Genomic DNA, 22,442 nt, shown 5'->3' on the forward strand with positions numbered 1-22,442 from the left:
TGAGAAAAAAACTGAAAAATAAAGAGTAAATTTAACAACAAAGGAATCGACTTCCAGTACTTAGTTTGCTATGCTCACTTTCATCCGGCGAACGTGGTTCACTTTGACCGGCTCATCCAATTAAACCACAGTTCGCGATAGATAAAACAAAAAACTGGCACGTTCGTACCGTTTGTAGCTTAGAATTAAATACGAAGGGTAAAGAAATAGGTATTAGTCTCGATTTACTTCTGCCAATATTTAATTCAAATTTATTTTATTATTTCATAAAGACAAATAGTAATACTGTACGAGGTGGTTACTACAGATATAAGCCTCAGTATGTTAAAGAATTTCCTGTACCATCTACATCAGATGATGTAAAATTTGCTAAAATTATTTTTCTATCAAAACAAATTCAGGAACAAAATGAGAGTATGAATACTATAATTGAGAAATATGTCAGGATGTTAAATTATTCTTTTAATGGTATTAAACTCTCCCGTAAGCTAGAAAACTGGCACGAGTTGGAGTTTGGGGAGTTTATCAAAGAGCTCAATAAAAGCATCAAAGCCAATAACAAACTCCGTCAAAAAGCTGCTGTCACTTCGAGCGCAGTCGAGAAGCCTATCGAGGTGCCAACCCTAACCAAAAAAGACGAGTTTGAGTGGATGTCCCTTTTTGAAGAAAACAAGAAAAAAGCCCAGGCTCTGCAAAGCCAGATCAATCAAACCGAGCGCGAAATCGACCAGATAGTTTATGAGTTGTATGGGTTGACGGAGGAGGAAATCGCTAAAGTTGAAAGTTCATAGTTAGTAGAATTTAAATATAGCGATTCACGAGTTCCCGGAAAATAATAAAGTGGCGAGTAAATTGAACTAATAAGTTATTAGTTAATATCAATAGAGAATGGATAAAGGTACTTACCTAGATATTAAGACATTTTTTGAATACACAGATACTCAGGCATTTTCTGATAAAAAATACCATGTTGCTGACCAAGTTTTAATCAATTCAAAAAATCTTACCTGGGAATCAGCAGCAATTTCTAATGTAAATTTTATACAACCTGTTGTTGTTAGCAATGTTGACATTAAGTCGGGATTAGCATTTTACAATTGCAATTTTGAAGGAGGTATAATATTTAGGGGTGTCACTTGTCTTGAGTTTGATGTAGAAAAGAGTAAAGCAAAATGTAGCTTGTATTTTTCTAATTGTCAAATGCAGCATTTTACAATGTCTGAGAATTGTCACTTTAAAAGAAATGTAAGGATAGAAAATAATTCAGAAGTTGAACTTTTAAAGTTATTTCAATCTAAAGTTGAGGAGACAGGATTTTACTTTGATAGGAGTAAGTCAATTAAATTTTTTCAGTTAGAAGGTTTTATTGGAAGTTTCAAAATATCTAATTCAACTTTCGAAGATATGGTCCGTTTTGAATCTCACGCAGGTGAGATAAGTTTAGTAAAATCAGTATTTAAAAAATCGATTCAAATATGGAATCTTAGTTCTAGACAATTAATATTTAATGATAACACTTTTGAAGATACTGTAAAGGTTACGGCCTCTCGTATTGCAAGCTGGAGCATTATAGGCGATGTGTTTCAAAAGGAAATTAAATACGAGAATTTTGATCGTGGAGGTCAAATTAAAGAATGTTACTTAAATGGGCTTTATATCAGTCAGGCTAAGTTTATTGAAGGGGCTGATATTAGAGGTAGAGGTCTAACTATTGATAAGATAACCTTACCTATTACCTCAGATTTAAAAGGGGTATTGCGTATTCAGAATTGGCATGTAGCAGAATTAGATATTTCAGGTATTAATCAAAACCTAAAACTCCTTCTGTGTCAGATGTACATTCGTACGCTTAAAATGATCGAGTTTACAAATTATGCCGATGTTACATTTGAAAGGTGCCAAGCAGAGAATGAACTCTTAAAAACTAAGTTGGTCAATTCAAGCGCTATCGTAATGGCGCATAATGATCTCGGAGCGACTAAATTCATCGAGATGGATTTTAGAAGTTTCATCACGATAAATGTTGAAAACACCTCATTTGATGGGATAAAATGCTCTAATGTGAATTGGTTCGATGATAGCCAGTTGGTTATGGGGTTTCCTAATAACAACACTCCAAAGGCATATAGAACACGCAGGGAAATATATAGGCAAATAAAACATGCATTAAAATCGCAGGGCAATCAAATAGATAGTCTTTTGTTTCAAGCAAGAGAGATGCGAGCGCATAGAGCGGAACTAAAAAGTTCAAAGATTTACGGGTATAATGATAGACTGATTATGACCGTAAATATGACAAATAATTACGGGTTAGATTGGTTTAAACCTTTTTGGATAGTATCCTTGATAACTCTTGGTTTTTATTTTGTAGAGTTACCTTTCTTTTCTGATAAGCTAGAGTATAGTCTTGCAACTTCTTGGGAAGAGGTAAAAATAACTTGGTCGGAATGTTTTGGGCATTTTAATGTTTATTGGCAAATGTTCAATCCAGCTAGAAAGTTTGAAGCTGTGTATGGCTCAGGTAGAAGTGCTTCTCTTTATTTCCTAGACCTTTTTCATCGATTGGTCTTAGGCGTTTTTATATTTCAAATTATTAGAGCCTTTAGAAAATTTAGTGGAAAGTAAAGATGACAGAAGCAGAAAACGACTATTTAAAAGAGGTAGCCTCAGAAATCAAGATGCCTGTAATAACCGACCCAAAAGAAGATAAAGAAATTGATTCAGAATCGAGCAAACAAAATTACCTCAATCTTCTCACTGAGAATATTAGATCTAATAATAGAGCAATTCAGCGCAATTCTTTAGTGCTTGTGTCGAGCCTTGCAATTTATACTCTTGTTTTATTAGGTTATATCAATGAAGTAAACGTACTAAGTTTTCAGTTAACTGATAAAAATATACTATTAAATGGTATTGCTGTATTATTCAGTTATCTATATATGGCTAATATAATACGTTGGTATAATAATATTGACCTTAGAATAAAGTTTGACGAGCTGGCTAAAGACCTTTATAAAATTGGTTCAATAAGTGACACTTTAAATGCGATACGCCCTTTTAGTATACTCTTTCACGGATTAGATTATCAGACAGAAAAGAAGGATTTGAAAAGATGGATGAAATGGCCTGGTACTATTTTACAATCTTTTGTGATTCTTGGTCCCATCATTTTTGATGTTTATTTTATAGTAAACATTGTTAGACTAAACACTTTTAATTTTATTGCTTGTTTATGTGGTTTATTGACTTTTCTCATTACAGTCAATACCATCATTTATGCAGCTAAATCAAGATAACTAAATAACTGATAAGGAAATATTAGTCTAGAAATCTACTATAGAAAAAGTTCTATAGACACTCACGAATTGGAACAGGCTAAATTAAAGTAAAAATAAAAAATAATGAAAGCAACAGAACTACCTATTAATGCCTTTTTACAGGCTGCCAATGTACAATTTGTTATACCGGTATATCAGCGTAATTATGACTGGACGTCAAAAGAATGTAAAGAGCTTTTAAAAGACATTGTAGCTGTTGAAGAAGATTCTAGAGGGACTCATTTTATAGGGAGTATTGTTTTTATTCACGAGGGTATTTATAGTACCAGTGAGGTAAAGGAACTGGTTATCATTGACGGGCAGCAGCGTTTGACAACCATTAATATTTTATATGTTGCCTTGTATCGTTTTGCCAAAGAAAATGGTTTAGAACAAGACCGCGACAGACTGTATAATCTGTTTTTAACCAATCAATATGTAAAACAGGAATCCAGTAAGCTTAAACTAAAACAAACCGATACCAATTCTGCTGCATTTCACGCCATTATGATAGGTACAGAGAAAGAGTTTAATCAATATTCTAATGTAATTGAAAATTACACCTATTTTAAATCTCAGATTACAGAAGAAAATTTTGAAACGATTCAACGCGGTTTAAACCGTTTGATCTTTGTTGAAATCTCATTAGAACGCGATAAAGATGATCCCCAGCGTATCTTTGAAAGTTTAAATTCTACAGGATTAGAATTATCCCAATCAGATCTTATCAGGAATTTTATTTTGATGGATTTAGAACCTAAAGATCAGCAACGGGTTTTTGAACAGATCTGGAACCCTATTGAAGATAATGCACTTGATTTAACGCATCAAAAATCTATGGTTTCGGCATACATTAGAGATTATCTAACGTTGCGAAATAATAAAATACCCAATAAAAGTAAGGTTTACGAGGAGTTTAAAAAGTTATATCCCAATAAAAAAGGAGATGACTATCAGCAAGATTTAGAGAATATAAAGTCCCTTTCGGTACACTATAAGAAGTTTATCAATCCTTCAACAGTAAAAGATGATAAAATACGGAGAGAACTTAAGTACATTTCAAGATTAGAAATAAATGTAGCTTATCCTTTTCTGCTTCAGGTTTTTGAAGATGCCGAAAATGGACTACTCGATTCAGCGACCCTTATTCAAATATTAAAACTTATTCAGTCTTATGTATGGCGACGCTTTATTGTGGGTTTGCCCACCAACGCTCTGAATAAAATATTTATGTCTCTGTATTCTGAAATAGATATAGAAGACTATTACAATACGCTTGCTCAGGCACTTGTTAAGAAACGCGGTACAGCTAAATTTCCCGGAGATTCTGAAATCAAAACGGCTCTTTTAGACAAAGACCTGTATAACATTCAGTCTAAGAACAGGAATTATATGTTTGAGATGCTGGAAAATTATAACAACCGGGAGTTTGTAGATACTTCAAACGAGCAAATAACTATAGAGCATATTTTTCCGCAGACACCTGCAAAAGAATGGGAACAAGACTTGCCTGCAGAGAGTTTTTTTATGTTCAAGGAAAAACACCTTAATACGCTGTCAAACCTTACACTTTCAGGCAATAATGGCGCATTAGGAAATAGGTCTTTTCAGGATAAAAAAACAATGAATAAAGAAGGTCTTGAACAAGGTTATATATACAGCAGGCTCTGGCTTAATAATTACCTTAAAAATATTGACACCTGGAACCTTATAAATTACACCGAGCGTTTTGAATTGATCTATGAACGATTTTTAAAAATATGGGAATTTCCTGATGTTGTTGTGGAAGTCGAGGAAGACGATACTATAGAAATCAATATTTACAATGCTGATAAGCCTACAGGTAAAAAATTGGAGTACTTTATTTTTGAAGAAACTAAATATGAGGAAACACATATTGCTCAAATGTACTTTACAGTTTTAAGTGAATTGTACTCAAAGAACCCACAACTTTTACTGGATAGTAAAGATATCATTCAACTTTCCAGAAACACAGAAGATTTTAGAGCTCCGCAGGAGTTGGTTAATGGGTATTATATAGAATCTAATATAGACAGTAATAGTAAGTTTAGGAATCTTAAAAAGATACTATCTGTTTTTGATGCCGAAGATGACTTATTTGTAAAATTTGAAAGTTCTCAAGCCACATCTAATACTGCGAAACGATTTTCAATACGCAGGGAATTCTGGAAGCAGCTTTTACCTCAAATTAGAGAAACTAAACTTTTTTCAAATGTTAATCCTACTCGCGATCATTGGTTAAGTTCTGGCGCAGGTACAAGCGGTGTTATGTATTCTTTTGTTATTACAGGTTCCTATGCTCGGGTAGAATTGGGCTTTATAAGTTCATCAAAAGAAAAAAATAAAGCGTATTTCTCTAAGCTCTATAAGTCTAAAGAAGCTATTGAAACTAGCTTTGGATCTGAATTGGTTTGGGATGAATTACCAGAAAATAAAATGTCTCGCATTAAAATAGAATTACAGAACGTGAATCTTTTCAATGAAGAGGATTGGTCTCAAATGACTTCCTTTTTAATTGAGACGCTTCCTAAATTTGAAAACGCGCTTCAGTCATTTGTAAATAAGTTGAGATAGTGCTAAATAATAGTTTGAAAAGTTTTAGATATGGCAGAGAAAATAAAAGAAAATTGGAAATACCTTTTAATTAATGGAAAATCTAAAACACTAGAAGTTAAGGATTCGGAATTTGACAAAGGAAAACTCACGAATCTAACTGATATTAGACCATTTAATAAAAATGATTCGGAAGGTAAAGAAATATCGCCAACTGTCGAACTTGCCAATAAGGAAAAACGAAAAGTTTACACTACGTTTTTCCAGAAACCATTTAAGAATTTAGTACTTCTTACGGGAGCGGGGTCTTCTATGGATGTTAAGGGTCTTTCAATGAATCAATTATGGGATGAATCTGAAAAAGAATTTAAATCAGAAAAAGTTGATGGTTTAAACAACATTATTGAGGCTGTAAAATTTCCTAATGAGAAAAAAGACAAAAAGGATATTGAAGCCTTATTGAGTCAAATTGAAGGCTTCGTAAGATTTTCAGATGATATTGAGGTTGATTCTAAAGATGGAAGGAAAAAACTATCAAAGTTAAAAGAATTGCTTTTCAAACTCATACAAGAAAAATGTACAATTCCAACGCCTTCAAATGATGCATTTCCACACAAAGTTTTACTTGAAAAAGTGTTGCAACGCAAACTAACAAGCCCAAGAGTTAAAATATTCACCTTAAATTATGACTTACTCTTTGAAGATGCCGCAACGGCTGTAAACGCTATTGTTATTGATGGTTTTTCATATACATTTCCAAGAACATTCAGCGGTAGGTATTTTGATTATGATATTGTACAAAGAGAAGGAAGCAAACTAAAAGAAGAAGATAATTTTGTACAGCGTGTTTTTCATTTACACAAATTACACGGCTCTATCAACTGGGAAAGAATTGAAGAAACTGGCAGCGTAGTAATTAATGAAAAACCTAAAAAAGCTTTGATGGTGTATCCTAGGGAAGCCAAATATGAAGATTCATACGAACAGCCATTTTTTGAAATGATGGCACGTTTTCAAAGAAACCTTAGGTTAAATGATGATACTTTATTGGTTTGCATAGGTTACAGTTTTAATGATAAGCATATTAATGCAGCAATAGAAGAAGCATTGAATCAAAACCCAGGTTTTAGATTGGCAATAATTGATCCAGGATTTGACAATGATGCCGCTTCAAAATCACTAAAAACCATAAAAGAAACGGCATTGCAAACTGAAAGAATTTTAATGGTTTCAGAAACATTTACAGACTTTGCTAATTATTTTCCCGAGATAAAAACATATGAAAACACCCAGCAAGTAACCATAAACTTGAAAAATGAGTAACCAAAAGATAAATCCTTTCAAGCACGAATACTTTCTTGGTTATATCAATCAGGTGTTACCGCAATTTGTGAAAGTACATTTCCCATCATCTGTGTTATTGAATGGTTTCACTCATTTTGGCAAAGAGTTTAATGGTGGTTTGGTGGGTAGTTTTGTCGTCATTGAAGGCGATAAATATGGTTTTTTAGGTAGAATTACAGAATTATCGTTACCAGAATCAGAACGACTTTCTTTGAATGAAAAAGCATTTCAAACCAGTGATTTTCATCCTACGGGAAAAATTGAAATTCTTTTATCTTTTGATTTATACAATCCTTTTGATGTCAAAAAAGGATTAACAGCTTATCCAAACATTGGAGCAAAAGTATTTGTAAGTTCAGGAGAACTAGTGCAAGAATATATGTCAAGGTTTGGCGTGAGAAGTGGCGAAATCGCAAACACAATTTCAATAGGAAGTTTAGTTTCAAGCCCTAATACCAAGGTCAAAATAAATTTGCAATCTATTTTTGGACGCCATTGTGCGATTGTTGGAACTACAGGAGGAGGGAAAAGCTATACGGTAAGCAAATTGGTAGAATCATTAATAGCAACAGGTAATAAAGCTATATTGATTGATGCAACTGGAGAGTATCGTGGCAGTTATGATAAGATAAAATCTATAGATATTGGTAATGGCGAAAACATATTTCATTATTCTCAACTAACAATAGATGATATGTTTTTCTTGTTGAAGCCATCACCAAGAACTCAAACGCCTAAGCTAATGGAAGCTATAAGGTCTCTAAAAATGGTGAAAATTGTTGGAGAAGCTACACAAATTGAACATAACGGAGATGCTATTCCGATTGAAGATGGTTTATTGAAAAAAAACGGAAAGCCTAAGAAACCATATGATGTTTTATACTACCGAAACATATCAGCTATTGAAAACGGAATGGCAGATTTTGATTTTATGAAATTGTCCCATCAATTAAGTGCTGAATGTGTCTATGACAATGGAACTACATGGGGAGGTGTGGCTCCAAATGATGTTTCATATTGTGTGAGTTTGATATCAAGAGTTACCAATCTTGCCAATACACCTGAATTGAACCAAATATTTGGTTTCCAACAGGGGAAAACAGAAAATGACATAACGGATGTTCTCAATGAATTTATTTCTATCGAAAACACCGATAACAAATTATTGCGCTTAAACTTAGAAAACGTAAAATATGATTTTCAAGTCAGAGAAACATTAGTAAATGCAATCGGCAAATTTCTTTTAGCAAAAGCAAGAAGTGGTTCATTCAAAGATTCACCAGTTGTGGTTTTTATTGATGAAGCCCACCAGTTTCTAAACAAGTCTATTAAAGACGAGTATTTTGACAGTAAACCCTTAGACGCTTTCGATTCCATAGCCAAAGAATGTAGAAAGCACGGTTTGTTTCTTTGTATTGCGACCCAAATGCCACGAGACATTCCACAAGGCACACTAAGTCAAATGGGAACATTCATAGCACATCGATTGATCAATCATTTTGACAAAGAAGCAGTAAGCAATGCTTGTAGTACAGCCAATAAAAACACATTAGACTTTTTGCCTATTCTTGGAGAAGGCGAAGCCATTTTGACAGGAGTAGATTTTCCAATGCCAATCATAATGAAGTTTGACGAACCTATTATAAAGCCGGATTCAAGTACGCCCAGATTAAGCTAATATAAAGTAAGGCTAAAATTGATAAGTTATATTTGATTCCAGAAACTAGTTACATACAAAACACGATCTCATTGATTTTTCTTAAAAAATGAGATTCAAGTAAAAAAAACACCCAATCCTTTACAGAATTGGGTGTAATTTTGGGTGTCAACTTCGTAACTAACTGAATATCAGCTGACATTGCGGAGAAAGAGGGATTCGAACCCCCGGAGGTGTGACCCTCAACAGTTTTCAAGACTGCCGCATTCGACCACTCTGCCATTTCTCCAAATAAGGAAGCAGTTTTCCCGCATTGACCTCCCGATAGCTATCGGGACTGCCATTTTTCCTGAGTGTCTCATCAGCTATTTGCTGATTGCGGGTGCAAATATAGAAAGTTTTTTCTGATTGGCAACACACTTTTTTGAGGAATTTTTGACTTAATTGTTTTTTCCGGTAATGGGAATTTTATCTCCCTTAAAATGAGGTTCTTTGTTGATCAAAAGTTCTAACCAAGCCTTTACATTTGCAGCAACTTCTCTAAATCTATTGCGACTTTCGAGTTCATACTCACGCCGATCTCCATTATAACCGTAAAAATTGAGACCCATAGAACGGGCTATATATACAGCACGAGGTAAGTGAAAGCGCTGCGATACTACAATTGCATTATCCACTTCAAAAATATAAGATGCCCGGTAGACAGAATCGTAGGTGTCAAAGCCTGCAAAGTCCATAAAAATATCTTCTTCAGGAACACCGCGTTCTTGCAAATACTTTTTCATGGCTACCGGTTCGTTATAATTAGTGGTGCGGTTATCTCCAGAAACTAAAAACCGGTTTACCTTTCCGCGATGATACAACAATAGGGCAGACTCTACACGATCCCTCAGCATAGTAGATAGTTCGCCGTTGCTTTTTACACTGGCCCCTAAGACTAGTGCAGTATAAGTTTTAGGAATAGTATTAATATCATCATAGATAAATTGCTCCGTTTCATTTCTAATATGATAAGACAAGTAACTTGTTAAAATAAGAACAAGTAAAGCAGCAAGAATAAGATAACGCAGAATGCGCAAAGCGAGTATTTTTTTTATAAACATAAAACCGGCTGGCAATTAGGTAGTGTAAACTTATAATTTGTTTTGATGCTAACGCAAAAATTAAGCAATAACGTATTGAGAATATTGAATGCCGTTATGGTTTTTAATAATGATTATATAAGAATTAGTTAGCATTATAAAGGCGATTAGCAATTTTAGCTGTTTATATTTGCCTAAAATTTTAAGATGGATGTAGTTCAAAGCCTTAAATGGCGTTATGCGACAAAAAAGTTTGATGAGAACCGGTTTTTAGAAGAAGAGCAATTAATGGTTTTGCAAGAAGCTTTTAATCTTACCGCGACTTCATATGGTTTACAGCCCTTACGTCTTGTCGTGATTTCTAATAAAGAAAAGCAAGCAGAATTGGTAGAAGCTTCTTTGAATCAACGTCAGGTTTTAGATGCATCACATCTTTTAGTTATCTGCGTCGAGCGAAAGGTACAAGCACCTTTTGTGACTAATTATTTTGATAGGGTTCAGAAAATACGCGAAACTCCAGAACCAATATTGAAACCTTTTAAAGAAATGCTTGCCAATAAATTTGACAAACAGTCTTCTTCAGAAACTCGCGAGTGGGCCATACGCCAGGCGTATTTAGCGATGGGAAATTTACTTACTGTTTGCGCGCTGGAAAAAATTGATGCCTGCCCAATGGAAGGTTTTGAGCCTGAAAAATTTGATAAAATTCTCGATCTTAAAAAACACAATCTGGCATCTGCATTAATATTACCAGTAGGTTACCGCGCCGAAGATGATATGTTTGCCGACTTTAAAAAGGTTCGCAGACCTCAAAAAGAGACTATCATTCATTTATGATCGGTAATACTTCTCGATCATAATAGGTTCTAAAATAGGCATGTTATGTTCGTATATTCCGTCTGGTTTGTAGATTTTCAGTTTATAATCAAACCTATCGTTTGGCACTATAATAGGCATCAGATTTTTAAATCCATTTGGTTTTTCAACAGGTGGTGTATATTCACTCAGTGGATTTTTATTCTTTAATAAATCCAGATTTGAAAAGTCTTGAGGATTTAAATTGAATTTTTGGAATAAGGAGTCTGCCGGAGTTAAACGCATTTTTGATGGGACTTGCGCAATTAAAAAACTCCCGAAACCTAAAATAAATAGGATAGAAAAGTAAAATTTTGAATTCATATTTATGGCTTTTGTTCCATATAAATACGAATTTAATTTCATTATGTGGCAAATGCGCAATAATTTAACGCTCTAGTAATTTACTTTATCAGTAATCTCAAGGCCGTAGCCTATCATACCCACACGTTTTTGATCTTCACTATTTGAGAGTAAACGTATTTTTGAGATTCCCAGATCGTGCAAAATTTGAGCGCCTATACCAAAATCTTTAAGGTCCATTTTAGAATTGTTTGTAAGCTTGCGTCCGGTTTCCTGGCGTTCTTTTAATTCCGCTAGGCGGAAGAGTAACTTACTTGCAAAATTCTCTTGATTTATAAAGACTACAGCTCCTTTTCCTTCAGAATTTATTTTTTCAAAAATCTGATTGAGTTTGGTGTCAGCTTGTTCGGTTAGTGTACTTAAAATATCATTATTTACAAAACTTGAGTTCACACGAACGAGAACCGGCTCATCGTTTACCCAAGTACCTTTTGAAAGTGCAATATGTATTTGGTCATTGGTAGTTTGCTGGTAGGCGCGTAGTCTGAAAGTGCCAAAAAGCGTATTGATTTCAAAATCCTCTTTTTTTACAATTAGCGAATCGTGTTGCATGCGGTAAGCAACAAGATCAGCTATAGAAACAATTTTTAGATCAAATTTTTCTGCGATCTCAAAGAGTTGCGGTAATCGAGCCATCGTACCGTCTTCATTCATCACTTCAACGATAACTCCTGCTGGAGCAAAACCTGCAAGACGAGCAAAATCAATAGCGGCTTCGGTATGCCCTGTTCTCCTTAAAACGCCACCTTCTTTTGCTTTAAGTGGGAAAATGTGTCCTGGTCTTGTAAAATCCCACGAATTCATGTCGGGGTCAGTAAGACCTTTTACAGCTTTAGCGCGATCTAATGCACTGATGCCAGTAGTTACCCCGTGACCTTTTAAATCAACAGAAACAGTAAATGCAGTTTCCATGGGATCGCTGTTTGTACCTACCATCATTTCCAGCTTGAGCTCTTTGCAGCGTTCTTCAGTAATAGGAGCACAAATAAGACCACGACCGTGTGTAGCCATAAAATTTATAGTTTCTGCAGTAACAAGCTCTGAAGCGGCTAGAAAGTCGCCTTCATTCTCGCGATCCTCATCATCTACAACAATGATCACTTTACCTTGTTTTATATCCTCAATAGCTTCAGGGATGGTATTGAGTTTTGTCTTTTTGGTTCGCGTTTGCGTAGCCATAATCTTTCTTTTTTAAGCGGATATAAAGGTACGATTTAGGTTGCTCTTAACCTTGAGGTAGAATTATCAAAACTTTTAAAACCTTCTAGAGTGTCTTCAGTAAGGTTTCTGCAGCTTCTTTGAATTTCTCAGAATATCCATAAACTTGGTAGTTTTTTATAATATCCTGAAGTTCTCTTTTGGTTTTGGTCTTTAGAATTGCCTTTTCAGAATTAGATAAATCAAAATCTATCAAAGGTTGCTCGGGATCAATTTTGGAATCCTTTCTCTTTTTAAATAATTTTTTTATTGGATCCAGAAATCCGTCAAGGTCAAATAAGCCCTGATCAGTTGTAGCACGATAAGTTAAATAAACACCTAACGGAAATAAGATAAGGGTGCTCAGCCAGCTGGCTAACCACGCTGCAACGGTACCGTCTTCTGCACTGTTTTTTGCAAAAATACCAATGAAATGATAGGTTAAAAAGAGCACAACGCCAATCACTATAGGTAGACCTAAACCACCTTTTCTTATAATTGCTCCAAGTGGTGCGCCCACAAAAAACAGAATTACACAGCCAAAAGCCAAAACAAACTTCTCGTGTAAAGCAATTTCATATTTACTCAATGTCTTGACCTTAATACTGTTGTCTGTTTTTCGGTTTTTAATCGAGGTGATGTTATTTTTTACTGTGGTTTTAGCATAATCTAAAACCTGAATTTGTTCTGAAAAATCAAAATTATCAATGAGATTTTCTTTTAAAACTCGCGTGGTATCTTTTTTGATATTCTTTAAGTAGGAAGAGTCTAATGGGCGCAATTGCATTTCTCTTACCTGCCCTTTGCCCAGAGAGGTTAAATACTGATTGTAATTTTTGGAGATGTCTGCAAGCGTATCATTAAGCTGGGTAACGGTAAGCATGGTATACGCATTGTCGATGCTTTTTTCATCCATATCTACATTACTAAGTTCTGAAAGATCTATGTTTATGGTATAGGTCTCAAAATAGCTTTTTACATACGGTTCGCGCTTTTGCTTTCTAAAATCTTTTTGCTCAACCTCGTCATAATAATTACCGTCAATTAATTTTAAAGAAAGTACATTGTCTCCTTCGGCACTTATCAACTCGCCTTCTCGGGCTTTAATCACCGTATAATTTCCCACTCTTGAAGGATCTTTTTGATAAATGATAACATCTTTCAAAAACTGACCTTTTTCACCTTGTTTGTCGGCCACTTTCATCACGTAGTCTTCACCTATAGTGGTATATTGTCCTTTTGTGATGGCCATCGCGGGCTTAACCTGAGCAATATTTCTACGTAAGTTTAACGATTCAAATTCCGCTGCCGGAATCACATAATTAGCAAACAAAAAAGAGGTTGCGGCAAGTGCCAGAATAAAAATAGTAAGACTGCGCATTGCGCGTTGTAAGGAAATACCGGTAGATTTCATTGCAGCAAACTCATAGTTTTCTGCAAAATTACCAAAGGTCATGATACTGGTAAGCAAGACCGTTAGTGGTAAAACCAGTGTTACTAATCGGGGAGAGAAGTACATCAAAAATTTTACAATAATCATAAAATCAAGATCTTTCCCCGCTAATTCTTTGATGTACAACCATACAGTTTGTAACACAAAGATGAACATCAAGATGATGAACGTGCTGAGAAAGTTCTTGATAAATGTGGTGAGAATATAACGGTCTAGTATTTTCAAAAGAACCTAGTCTAGTCGGTTTATATAGTAGTCTCCATATTTGCTTTCGTCAAAAACAAACATATTAGCAGGTAAAGGCTTGTCAGTTTTAAATGTGTTAACGGTAATGGTTATTTTACTACCGTTATTTTGAGTCATTATCAAACGGTAAATATGTTTGGTTTGTGCATCAACACCTAATAAAGCTGACTTTAATTCACTGTTAGAATCCATAGGAGTGAGCTTTACATATTGAATTTTACGACCATTTACATTTTGCTCAATATCCCATTTATACGTGTAGCCTTTATTAAAAAAGGTTAGCATCTTAGAGGGCGTAATGGCATCATCATCTCCCGGATCCTGAGTAGAGATGGTAATCTCTTCATCTTCAGGGATGACGGTGTATAACTTTTTGCCATCATACATCTGGGTTGTACCCATTAAATTGAGTTTGTATTTATCACCGTCTAGAGTAACATCACCACGGGTTTCTTGATTTATACCTGCGGCATCATTAGACAAGCCATACTTAAAATCTATGTACATATTGTCATAGGTTTTTACTTTGGCAGAGACTTCGTCTAATAGTTTTTTTGCTTTAGCATCCTGAGCAAATAGGGTAGAAGCTCCGGTAAATGCGATCAGCATCAGGGTAAATACTTTTATTTTTGAAAAATTCATATTATTCATTGTTTAATAATTGGTGTAATCCATTCATATCATTCACGAGAACTTGTCTGGCTTTACTGCCTTCAAAAGGTCCTACAACACCTGCAGCTTCTAGTTGATCTATAATTCGGCCTGCGCGGTTGTAGCCTAATTTAAGCTTCCGTTGTAGCAAAGACGCACTTCCTTGTTGCGCTGTGACAATAACTTCTGCAGCATCCATAAACAATGCATCTCGGTCACTGGCATCTATATCAAGACTTGTGCCACCTTCTTCTCCTACATATTCAGGCAGTAAATGAGCGTCAGGATAGGCTTTTTGTGCACCGATGAAATCAGTTATTTTTTCAACTTCCGGGGTGTCTACAAACGCACACTGTATGCGTACGAGTGAATTACCTTGAGTAAATAACATATCCCCACGACCGATTAACTGGTCTGCACCCTGACTGTCTAAAATGGTTCTTGAATCTATTTTTGAAGTTACTCTAAAAGCAATACGCGCCGGGAAGTTGGCTTTTATAATACCTGTAATAACGTTTACAGAAGGACGTTGTGTGGCTACGATAAGATGAATACCTATCGCTCGTGCAAGCTGCGCCAGACGTGCAATCGGAGTTTCAACCTCTTTACCCGCGGTCATAATCAAATCAGCAAACTCATCAATTACCAGAACGATATACGGTAAAAATTTATGACCGTCGTTGGGATTTAATTTGCGTTTTTTAAACTTGGCGTTATATTCTTTAATGTTACGGGCCATTGCATTTTTAAGCAAGTCGTAACGCTGATCCATTTCAATACAGAGGGAGTTTAAGGTATTGATTACTTTTGCATTATCGGTAATTATTGCTTCTTCAGAATCTGGAAGTTTTGCGAGATAATGACGTTCTATTTTATTAAATAAAGTAAGTTCAACCTTTTTAGGATCGACCAAAACAAACTTTACTTCAGCAGGATGCTTTTTATACAACAACGAAGTTAAGATCGCATTCAAACCTACTGATTTACCCTGACCGGTAGCACCTGCCATAAGCAAGTGAGGCATTTTAGCGAGATCTACCACAAAAGTCTCATTAGATATGGTTTTACCTAAAGTAAGCGGTAACTCCATTTCTGCATTTTGAAAACGTGGCGAAGCGATCGCTGAGCGCATAGAAACAATGCGTGCATTTTTGTTAGGCACTTCTATACCTATTGTTCCTTTCCCTGGAATTGGAGCAATGATACGGATACCCAATGCAGAAAGCGAAAGGGCAATATCATCTTCAAGATTCTTAATTTTAGAGATGCGCACACCTGCTTCGGGTACAATCTCATATAAAGTAACAGTAGGACCTACTGTCGCTTTAATATGTGCGATATCAATTTTGTAGTTCTTAAGCGTATCTACAATACGATTTTTGTTTTCCTCGAGCTCTTCCTGATCAATCGTGATGCTTTGTCCTTTTGTATAATCTTTCAGCAGTTCAATAGAAGGAAATTTATAATTACTGAGTTCCAGAGTAGGGTCAAATTCGCCAAAATCCTGAACCAGCTTTGTGCTCAGATTTTCATCAACTTCTTCCTCCTCAACAGTTTCTTCAATTTCTATTTCAAAATTCTCGTCATCTTCAGGTTTATTAACCTCGAGTGGGGCAGGAGTGGGTTCAGGCTCTGGAGCTGGTTTTGTTTTTAAAACCGGTTCTTCAATTTCTTCGGTGTTTTCTTCAACAGGGAGTTCAATATTATCTTTATCAAAAGCAGTATCTACAAATTCACTTTCGTCTGAATCTTCGGTATTGAATTCTGAAGAAATCGCTTGTTTTTTCGATTTAAGATATTGACCTATAAGTTCCGGAGTGATTTTTAGCCTTACGGCGAAATAAACAATGGCGACAAACACAAGTACGAGAATTGTACCGATCATCCCTATAAAATCCTGAAGGAAATCATTGAGTTCAAAACCTACCATACCTCCTAATAACGGATTTTTATCAGCAAAAAATCCAAAAAATACAGAGAACCAAAGCATCACAATAATACCCCAAAACCAAAATGACTGCAGGCTTTTTTTAGGCTTATCAAAAAAGTAATAAAAGCCGGTAAGTGTTACCAGTACAGCAATAGTAAATGCAGACAAGCCAAAACCTTGATAAATGAAAAAGTCCCCAATACCGGCACCAAATTTATTAAGCCAGTTTTGAGACTCCACACTGCGGTCGCTTAAGTTATGAAGTGTGCTTTGATCTGCCTGCCAAGTGAAAAAGTATGAAATAAACGAAAACAACAAGGCCAGTCCTAAAAGGAACAAAAAACTCCCCAGAACTATTTTTTGTTGTTTAGACAGCTTGAAAGAGATCTTTTTGGGCTGCTTGGTAGATTTAGGTTTTGTTTTGGTTTTTTTTCTGGCCATTCTAAGCTTAGACTAAGTAGATTTTAGGTAATAACGTGTTACACCCCTACAAATCTGAAAAAATCGTTCAATTATTTGCGGTTTGATTTCCGATGGTTTCAACCATTAGCGGGTAAAAATACAAATATCAAACGGTACTAAACTTATAAAATTTTAGAAGAGTTTAGGTATATAAATAATAAAGCCAATGATTGCAGCAATAACGGCTGCAAAGGTCACCGCTCCTGCAGAAACATCTTTTATAATCCCTATTTTTTCATGATACTCAGGATGAATAAAATCTGCTATTCGTTCAATCGCTGTGTTGAGTCCTTCTGTAGCTAAAACCAGACCTATTGCCAAGAGTTGAATACACCACTCGGTTGTAGATAAATCTGCTACAAACCCCAGGATAGTAACAACTAAGGCGCAGCCCAGTTGCACTTGTATGCTCGCTTCTTTGCGCAATAACCACGCACCTTTAAAAGCATATTTAAAGGCTTTGATTCTATTTACTACAAAATTGTCTTTAGGCGGTTGCGTCATCGTTTAATTTAAGGAACTCAATGCAGCTTCATAGTCTGGCTCCTGACCAATTTCAGGTACTTGCTCACTATAAATTAGGGTATGGTCAGCATCTAAAACAAGCACAACACGAGAATGTAATCCTTCAAAAGCACCATCAGCAATTTCTAAACCGTATTCTTTACCAAAAGAACCATCTTTAAAATCTGAAAGCGTTGCCACGTTATCTAGACCTTCTGCACCGCAAAAGCGTGCTTGCGCAAAAGGTAAATCTCTTGAGATGCATAATACTGCAGTATCTTCTAAAGCAGAAGCCTCTTTGTTAAAATGTCTTACCGAAGCTGCACATACACCCGTGTCAACACTAGGGAAGATATTCATAACAACGCGTTTTCCTTTGTAATCTTTAAGGCTTACTTGAGTTAAATCTGTAGCAGCGAGTTTGAAGTCTGGGGCAGGGGTGCCTACTTTAGGAAGCGCTCCATTAGTATGTGTAGGGTTTCCACCAAGGGTGATTGTAGCCATAATTTTTAAATTGGTTTAAGTAAATACGTTTAGGGCAAGCCCAGAACACGTTAAAATGAGATGATTTCTGTTCTTAAGGTAAACCTCAAAGCTTTAAGTCTCAATAATAACGTAAAAGTAGTTAATAGTAAAAGGACCTCCAATTAAAGCTTTGCTAAAATATTAAGCGTTTGTTTTATATAAAAAAAAGCCCTCAGCTAGGGAAACTGAGGACTTTTTGATTAAAAAATCTAACCTACATTTATCGGTCTATAGAACCCAGAACCTTTTGAGCAAATCCATTTGCTGCATCACGTTCTGACATTCCTTCTGAGATCATTTGGTGCATTTCAACAGCGCCACAAAGATTGGTGATCAACTCGCCTACAACATCCATATCGGTGTCGGTTACAGAGCGATGCTCTGTAAAAGATTCTAATACATCAATGGTGTTTTGTAACGCCTCAACACTGTTGTTTTTTTGCAAATGCTTAATTACTGGTAACTTCATCTACGAGTTCTTTTAGGTTTTCAAACTTGTTGGTTTGTACCTGGTTAACAAAAGTTCCATTTTTAAACGTAGCAAAAGTTGGCAGGTTATCTACAGTAGCCATTTTTCGGCTCTCTGGATATTTTTCTGCATCTACTAAATAAAATTTAGCATTGTCGTTTTCAGAAGCAAGTTTCTTAAACTTAGGCTTCATCAATCTGCAGTTACCACACCAGCTTGCCATATATTGAACAATCACAGTTTCGTTATCACTAACTAATTCTGAAAGATTGTCTTGATCAAGTTCTTGAATCATGAATTGCTTTTTTAGGGTTAATTTCTTTAAAAAAATGAAGTTGGGTGAAAGAAATTAATTTGAAGCTAAGTAAGAAGCAACACCATCACGGTTAGCATTCATTGCATCTTTACCTTCTTCCCAGTTTGCAGGACATACTTCACCGTTTTTCTGAACGTGAGCATAGGCGTCGATTAAACGTAAAAATTCTTTAACGTTACGACCCACCGGCATGTGGTTTACACCTTCGTGAAATACTGTTCCTTCTTCGTCGATCAAATACGTAGCTCTGTAGGTTACGTTATCACCATCTACAGTTAAGATACCGGTCTCTTCATCATAACGTTCGTTAGTAACATCTAAAATCCCTAGACGATTAGCAAGGTTACGATTCGTATCTGCTAAGATTGGGTAAGTCACGCCTTCAATACCACCATTGTCTTTAGGCGTATTCAACCATGCGAAATGTACTTCTGGTGTATCACAAGATGCACCTATAACTAAAGTATTACGTTTTTCAAACTCACTCATTGCTGCTTGAAAAGCGTGAAGTTCTGTAGGACATACGAATGTGAAATCTTTTGGATACCAAAAAAGCAAAACTTTCTTACCGTTCTTTTTTGCTTCTTCCAATACATTTAATTTAAATGTATCTCCCATTTCATTCATAGCGTCTACAGCTAAGTTTGGAAATTGTTTACCTACTGATGTCATTAATTAGTTTTTTAAATTTTACAAGGCAAAGATAGCTCGCTAAATCGATTAATGACAGCATAGAAAATGCAAACAAATTATTTTGATATAAGCTTTATCTATGCCTTGTCAAAAAAGCATGTTCTTTTAGTAGACCCTTAAGAATACAGGTGTAAAAATAGGATACCCGTAAATTTATCGGTTAATTTTTAAGGTAATGATAAAACGTGAATTATATAAAAAATCAGACTGTTTTGGTTTCTTTCAGCGTTCTGATTTTTATGCTGAATGCAGCAAATATCAATGTCATAAAGGGGCTCAACCAGTTGAATATCGCGTAGACAAAATAGTCTGCTACAGAAACTCCTAAAACACCACTTTGATACGCACCACATGTATTATAGGGTACCAATACCGAAGTTACCGTACCGCTGTCTTCTAAAGTTCTACTCAGGTTTTCGGGAGCTAGACCTTTATCACGATAGGCCTTAGCATACATTTTACCGGGAACCACAATGGCTAAATATTGATCACTAGCTGTAGCGTTTAGACCGATACAGGTAGCAACCGTACTGGCAAATAAACCAAAAGTACTATCAAATAAATTGAGCATAAACGCGCTAATGCGGGAGAGTGCACCTATGGCATCCATAATACCGCCAAAGGTCATTGCACAGATGATTAACCAGATGGTACCTAACATACCAGACATTCCGCTTGCGGCAAAAAGATCATTCAGGTTTTCATTGGTAGTTTCAATAGCTGTATCTACCGTTATCGCATTCATCACACCCATATAACCACTTTTAAAGGTAAGCGTGTCGCTACCTCCAAGTCCGGCTACGATTTCAGGCTGAAAAATAAGCGCTGCGATTCCACCGAGGAGGGTTCCTATTAATAAAGCGATTAACGGAGAAGTTTTTTTGATTATTAAAAAAATGACAATAGCGGGAACTAAAAATAACCACGGACTAATGTTGAAAGCATCATCTATAGAAGCTAATATTGCCGAAGTGTCTGCAGTACCTGTTGTTTCAATATTTAAACCGATAATTATAAATACGATAAGGGTTATGGTAATCGTAGGAACCGTGGTATAGAGCATATATTGAATATGCGTAAACAAGTCGGTCCCTGCCATTGCCGGGGCGAGATTTGTGGTATCACTAAGTGGGGACAGTTTGTCTCCAAAGTAAGCCCCGGATAATATTGCTCCTGCGGTCATCCCGAGTGAAATATCTAGCGCATTTGCGATTCCTATCAAAGCGATGCCTACAGTGGCAGAGGTCGTCCAGCTACTTCCAGTAGCAACAGAGATAATAGCACAGATAACTACACAAGCAGCAAGGAAAATAGACGGATTTAAAATCTGTAATCCGTAATAAATCATGGTGGGGATGATACCGCTTATCAACCAGGTTCCGGCGAGAGCGCCTACCATTAATAAAATGATAATGGCACCCGATGTAGATTTGATATTTTGAGCAACTTCTTCCATCATGGTGTCAAAAGAAGTTTTATTAAAAAAGCCTACAATGGCTGCAACTGCAGCACCCAATAGCAAAATGAATTGGTTAGATCCACTGAGGGCGTCATCACCAAAGACAAAAACATTATAAGCCAGCATCCCTACAAGAGCAATAATAGGAATCAATGCTTCCCAAATGTTTAATGCTCTGTTCTCAACGATTTCCTGATTTTTTGGATCCTGATCCTGATTGCTCATAGGTGTATTTTAAGATGCTTACAATAATAAACAATCTTCGGGATATAGCTTTAATGGATAGGTGGTGCAAATACGCTATTAAGAATACCTGTTATTTTTGGCTCTGTTTTTTCTATTGGTTCTTTTTTTGAACAAGGCAAATCGATGAGGAGAGATTCACGAACTTCCGTTAAAATAGAAATCGCGCGAGTAAAGAAAAGATGTTATAGAAACGAATAGCATAAAACTGTCTTTTCTAAGTTCTTGTATTTCAAATCAATGATTTAATGAGATGCATAAAACAAACATCCTAACCACTACTTGAATACCTTTTCCTTTGCCTGAGATTATAGGTTTATTAAAAAGGTCTTGCAGATCCGTTCGTGCAAATTGTTATCACTCCTTTTGGTGTAGTGTTTAACCTCTTTACCCAGCTTATTATAAAAGTTAAAGGATTTGGGATGACTGCTGCTAATTAGCATTTTAGCGTAGTCTTTAGAGCTGTAGTAAGGGAAAATAATAGTGTTAAGCCAATAGCTTCCGTGCCCCATTCCTTTTTCTACGATATGGAAGTATTTGAGCAATACGGTCTCCTTTAGATCGGCTTCGCCTTCTATACCAAGCTTTTCTAGTTCACCCCCTACAACCGTTAAAACACCGATGATGGAGCCCTTTCTTTCCAGAGTATGTATATCAAACCAAACACCTGCTGTCTGCTTTAAGTTTTCTATGTAATTTACGGCATGATAAAGCTCATTATAATCATCCCAATTGTTTTCGAGTTTCCAGGAAACGTAGTTGCTTATCGGGGAGAATAATGGGCTGCTAAAGGATTGATGCAGTATGAATTTTAAATCGTTTTTACCGGTTCCAAGTACGTTCATAATGTGATCAACTATTAAGGTGTAAAGATAGGGAGATTAAAAAATGTAAGGAAAAGCTTTGCAAGAACTTTATATCCCACTTCAGTTCTGCTCCTGAAGGAAAATAGAACCTGATAAGGATGCTCCAACTTTTATTCGTATTTCTATTTTTTTGTCTGCCTTATGGTGCTGAAGACTGGGCAATGCAAATAGATAGTAGGAGCTTCACGAGTTCCAATAAAATAGTGTGCGCGAGCTAAAAAATGAACAAAACCAGC

20 protein-coding genes, 1 tRNA gene and 1 pseudogene are annotated in these 22,442 nt (G+C 35.8%); 8 read left to right on the top strand and 14 right to left on the bottom strand.

Going from position 1 to position 22,442, the window contains the following annotated elements:
- Nucleotides 1-137: 137 nt before the first annotated feature.
- From DSM02_RS20815 to DSM02_RS16175, 7 genes and pseudogenes are all read left to right on the top strand, one after another.
- Nucleotides 138-329: pseudogene (locus tag DSM02_RS20815) on the top strand (hypothetical protein); the annotation flags it as partial.
- 87 nt (nt 330-416) lie between these two features.
- Nucleotides 417-791: a hypothetical protein gene (locus DSM02_RS16150; protein WP_128766587.1), complete on the top strand. Its 375-nt coding sequence runs from the start codon at nt 417-419 to the stop codon at nt 789-791.
- Between the two features lie 97 nt (nt 792-888).
- Nucleotides 889-2,625 carry a hypothetical protein gene (locus DSM02_RS16155; protein ID WP_128766588.1) on the top strand — a complete coding sequence of 579 codons (1,737 nt, stop codon included), beginning with the start codon at nt 889-891 and terminating at the stop codon, nt 2,623-2,625.
- A gap of 2 nt (nt 2,626-2,627) precedes the next feature.
- The gene (locus DSM02_RS16160) at nt 2,628-3,296 is read left to right on the top strand and encodes a hypothetical protein (RefSeq protein ID WP_128766589.1); all 669 of its coding nucleotides are present in this window, start codon (nt 2,628-2,630) and stop codon (nt 3,294-3,296) included.
- Between the two features lie 105 nt (nt 3,297-3,401).
- The gene (locus DSM02_RS16165; RefSeq protein ID WP_128766590.1) at nt 3,402-5,912 is read left to right on the top strand and encodes a DUF4268 domain-containing protein; all 2,511 of its coding nucleotides are present in this window, start codon (nt 3,402-3,404) and stop codon (nt 5,910-5,912) included.
- Between the two features lie 30 nt (nt 5,913-5,942).
- A complete protein-coding gene (locus tag DSM02_RS16170) occupies nt 5,943-7,214 on the top strand; it encodes an SIR2 family protein (RefSeq protein ID WP_128766591.1) in 1,272 nt (423 codons plus the stop codon).
- Complete coding sequence (locus tag DSM02_RS16175) at nt 7,207-8,913, top strand: ATP-binding protein (protein ID WP_128766592.1); 1,707 nt, start codon at nt 7,207-7,209, stop codon at nt 8,911-8,913. The genes DSM02_RS16170 and DSM02_RS16175 overlap by 8 nt, the downstream gene beginning before the upstream one ends.
- Before the next feature lie 183 nt (nt 8,914-9,096).
- Here DSM02_RS16175 and DSM02_RS16180 read toward each other — a convergent pair.
- Nucleotides 9,097-9,181 (bottom strand) — tRNA-Ser (locus tag DSM02_RS16180).
- Between the two features lie 151 nt (nt 9,182-9,332).
- Complete coding sequence (locus tag DSM02_RS16185; protein ID WP_240674085.1) at nt 9,333-9,971, bottom strand: SanA/YdcF family protein; 639 nt, start codon at nt 9,969-9,971, stop codon at nt 9,333-9,335.
- Nucleotides 9,972-10,181: 210 nt separating this feature from the next.
- Between DSM02_RS16185 and DSM02_RS16190 the strand changes: the two genes are divergently transcribed.
- Nucleotides 10,182-10,811, top strand: a complete 630-nt coding sequence (locus DSM02_RS16190; protein ID WP_128766594.1) for an NAD(P)H-dependent oxidoreductase — start codon at nt 10,182-10,184, stop codon at nt 10,809-10,811.
- Here the strand turns inward: DSM02_RS16190 and DSM02_RS16195 are convergent.
- The 12 genes from DSM02_RS16195 to DSM02_RS16250 form a co-directional block, all read right to left on the bottom strand.
- The gene (locus DSM02_RS16195; RefSeq protein WP_128766595.1) at nt 10,806-11,153 is read right to left on the bottom strand and encodes a hypothetical protein; all 348 of its coding nucleotides are present in this window, start codon (nt 11,151-11,153) and stop codon (nt 10,806-10,808) included. The two genes, DSM02_RS16190 and DSM02_RS16195, sit on opposite strands and share 6 nt — an antisense overlap.
- A 72-nt stretch (nt 11,154-11,225) precedes the next feature.
- Nucleotides 11,226-12,371: a 3,4-dihydroxy-2-butanone-4-phosphate synthase gene (gene ribB, locus DSM02_RS16200; RefSeq protein WP_128766596.1), complete on the bottom strand. Its 1,146-nt coding sequence runs from the start codon at nt 12,369-12,371 to the stop codon at nt 11,226-11,228.
- 85 nt (nt 12,372-12,456) lie between these two features.
- The gene (locus DSM02_RS16205) at nt 12,457-14,067 is read right to left on the bottom strand and encodes an LptF/LptG family permease (RefSeq protein ID WP_240674086.1); all 1,611 of its coding nucleotides are present in this window, start codon (nt 14,065-14,067) and stop codon (nt 12,457-12,459) included.
- 6 nt (nt 14,068-14,073) lie between these two features.
- Nucleotides 14,074-14,739 (bottom strand): LolA family protein, encoded by a 666-nt coding sequence (locus DSM02_RS16210; protein ID WP_128766597.1) that lies wholly within the window; start codon nt 14,737-14,739, stop codon nt 14,074-14,076.
- The gene (locus DSM02_RS16215) at nt 14,732-17,110 is read right to left on the bottom strand and encodes an FtsK/SpoIIIE family DNA translocase (protein WP_128766598.1); all 2,379 of its coding nucleotides are present in this window, start codon (nt 17,108-17,110) and stop codon (nt 14,732-14,734) included. The genes DSM02_RS16210 and DSM02_RS16215 overlap by 8 nt, the downstream gene beginning before the upstream one ends.
- A 153-nt stretch (nt 17,111-17,263) precedes the next feature.
- Entirely contained in the window at nt 17,264-17,635 is a 372-nt protein-coding gene (locus tag DSM02_RS16220; RefSeq protein WP_128766599.1) for a diacylglycerol kinase, read from the bottom strand.
- A gap of 3 nt (nt 17,636-17,638) precedes the next feature.
- Nucleotides 17,639-18,139: a thiol peroxidase gene (gene tpx / locus DSM02_RS16225; protein ID WP_128766600.1), complete on the bottom strand. Its 501-nt coding sequence runs from the start codon at nt 18,137-18,139 to the stop codon at nt 17,639-17,641.
- 241 nt (nt 18,140-18,380) lie between these two features.
- A complete protein-coding gene (locus DSM02_RS16230) occupies nt 18,381-18,629 on the bottom strand; it encodes a DUF6952 family protein (protein ID WP_128761293.1) in 249 nt (82 codons plus the stop codon).
- Nucleotides 18,610-18,924 carry a thioredoxin family protein gene (locus tag DSM02_RS16235; protein ID WP_128766601.1) on the bottom strand — a complete coding sequence of 105 codons (315 nt, stop codon included), beginning with the start codon at nt 18,922-18,924 and terminating at the stop codon, nt 18,610-18,612. The genes DSM02_RS16230 and DSM02_RS16235 overlap by 20 nt, the downstream gene beginning before the upstream one ends.
- Nucleotides 18,925-18,978: 54 nt before the next feature.
- The gene (locus DSM02_RS16240) at nt 18,979-19,617 is read right to left on the bottom strand and encodes a peroxiredoxin (RefSeq protein WP_128761291.1); all 639 of its coding nucleotides are present in this window, start codon (nt 19,615-19,617) and stop codon (nt 18,979-18,981) included.
- 223 nt (nt 19,618-19,840) lie between these two features.
- Nucleotides 19,841-21,322 carry a Na+/H+ antiporter NhaC gene (gene nhaC / locus DSM02_RS16245; RefSeq protein ID WP_128766602.1) on the bottom strand — a complete coding sequence of 494 codons (1,482 nt, stop codon included), beginning with the start codon at nt 21,320-21,322 and terminating at the stop codon, nt 19,841-19,843.
- Nucleotides 21,323-21,648: 326 nt separating this feature from the next.
- Nucleotides 21,649-22,185 (bottom strand): hypothetical protein, encoded by a 537-nt coding sequence (locus tag DSM02_RS16250; RefSeq protein WP_128766603.1) that lies wholly within the window; start codon nt 22,183-22,185, stop codon nt 21,649-21,651.
- Between the last annotated feature and the right edge of the window lie 257 nt (nt 22,186-22,442).

It is taken from the genome of Leeuwenhoekiella polynyae, from assembly GCF_004104075.1.
Classification (GTDB): Bacteria; Bacteroidota; Bacteroidia; order Flavobacteriales; family Flavobacteriaceae; genus Leeuwenhoekiella; species Leeuwenhoekiella polynyae.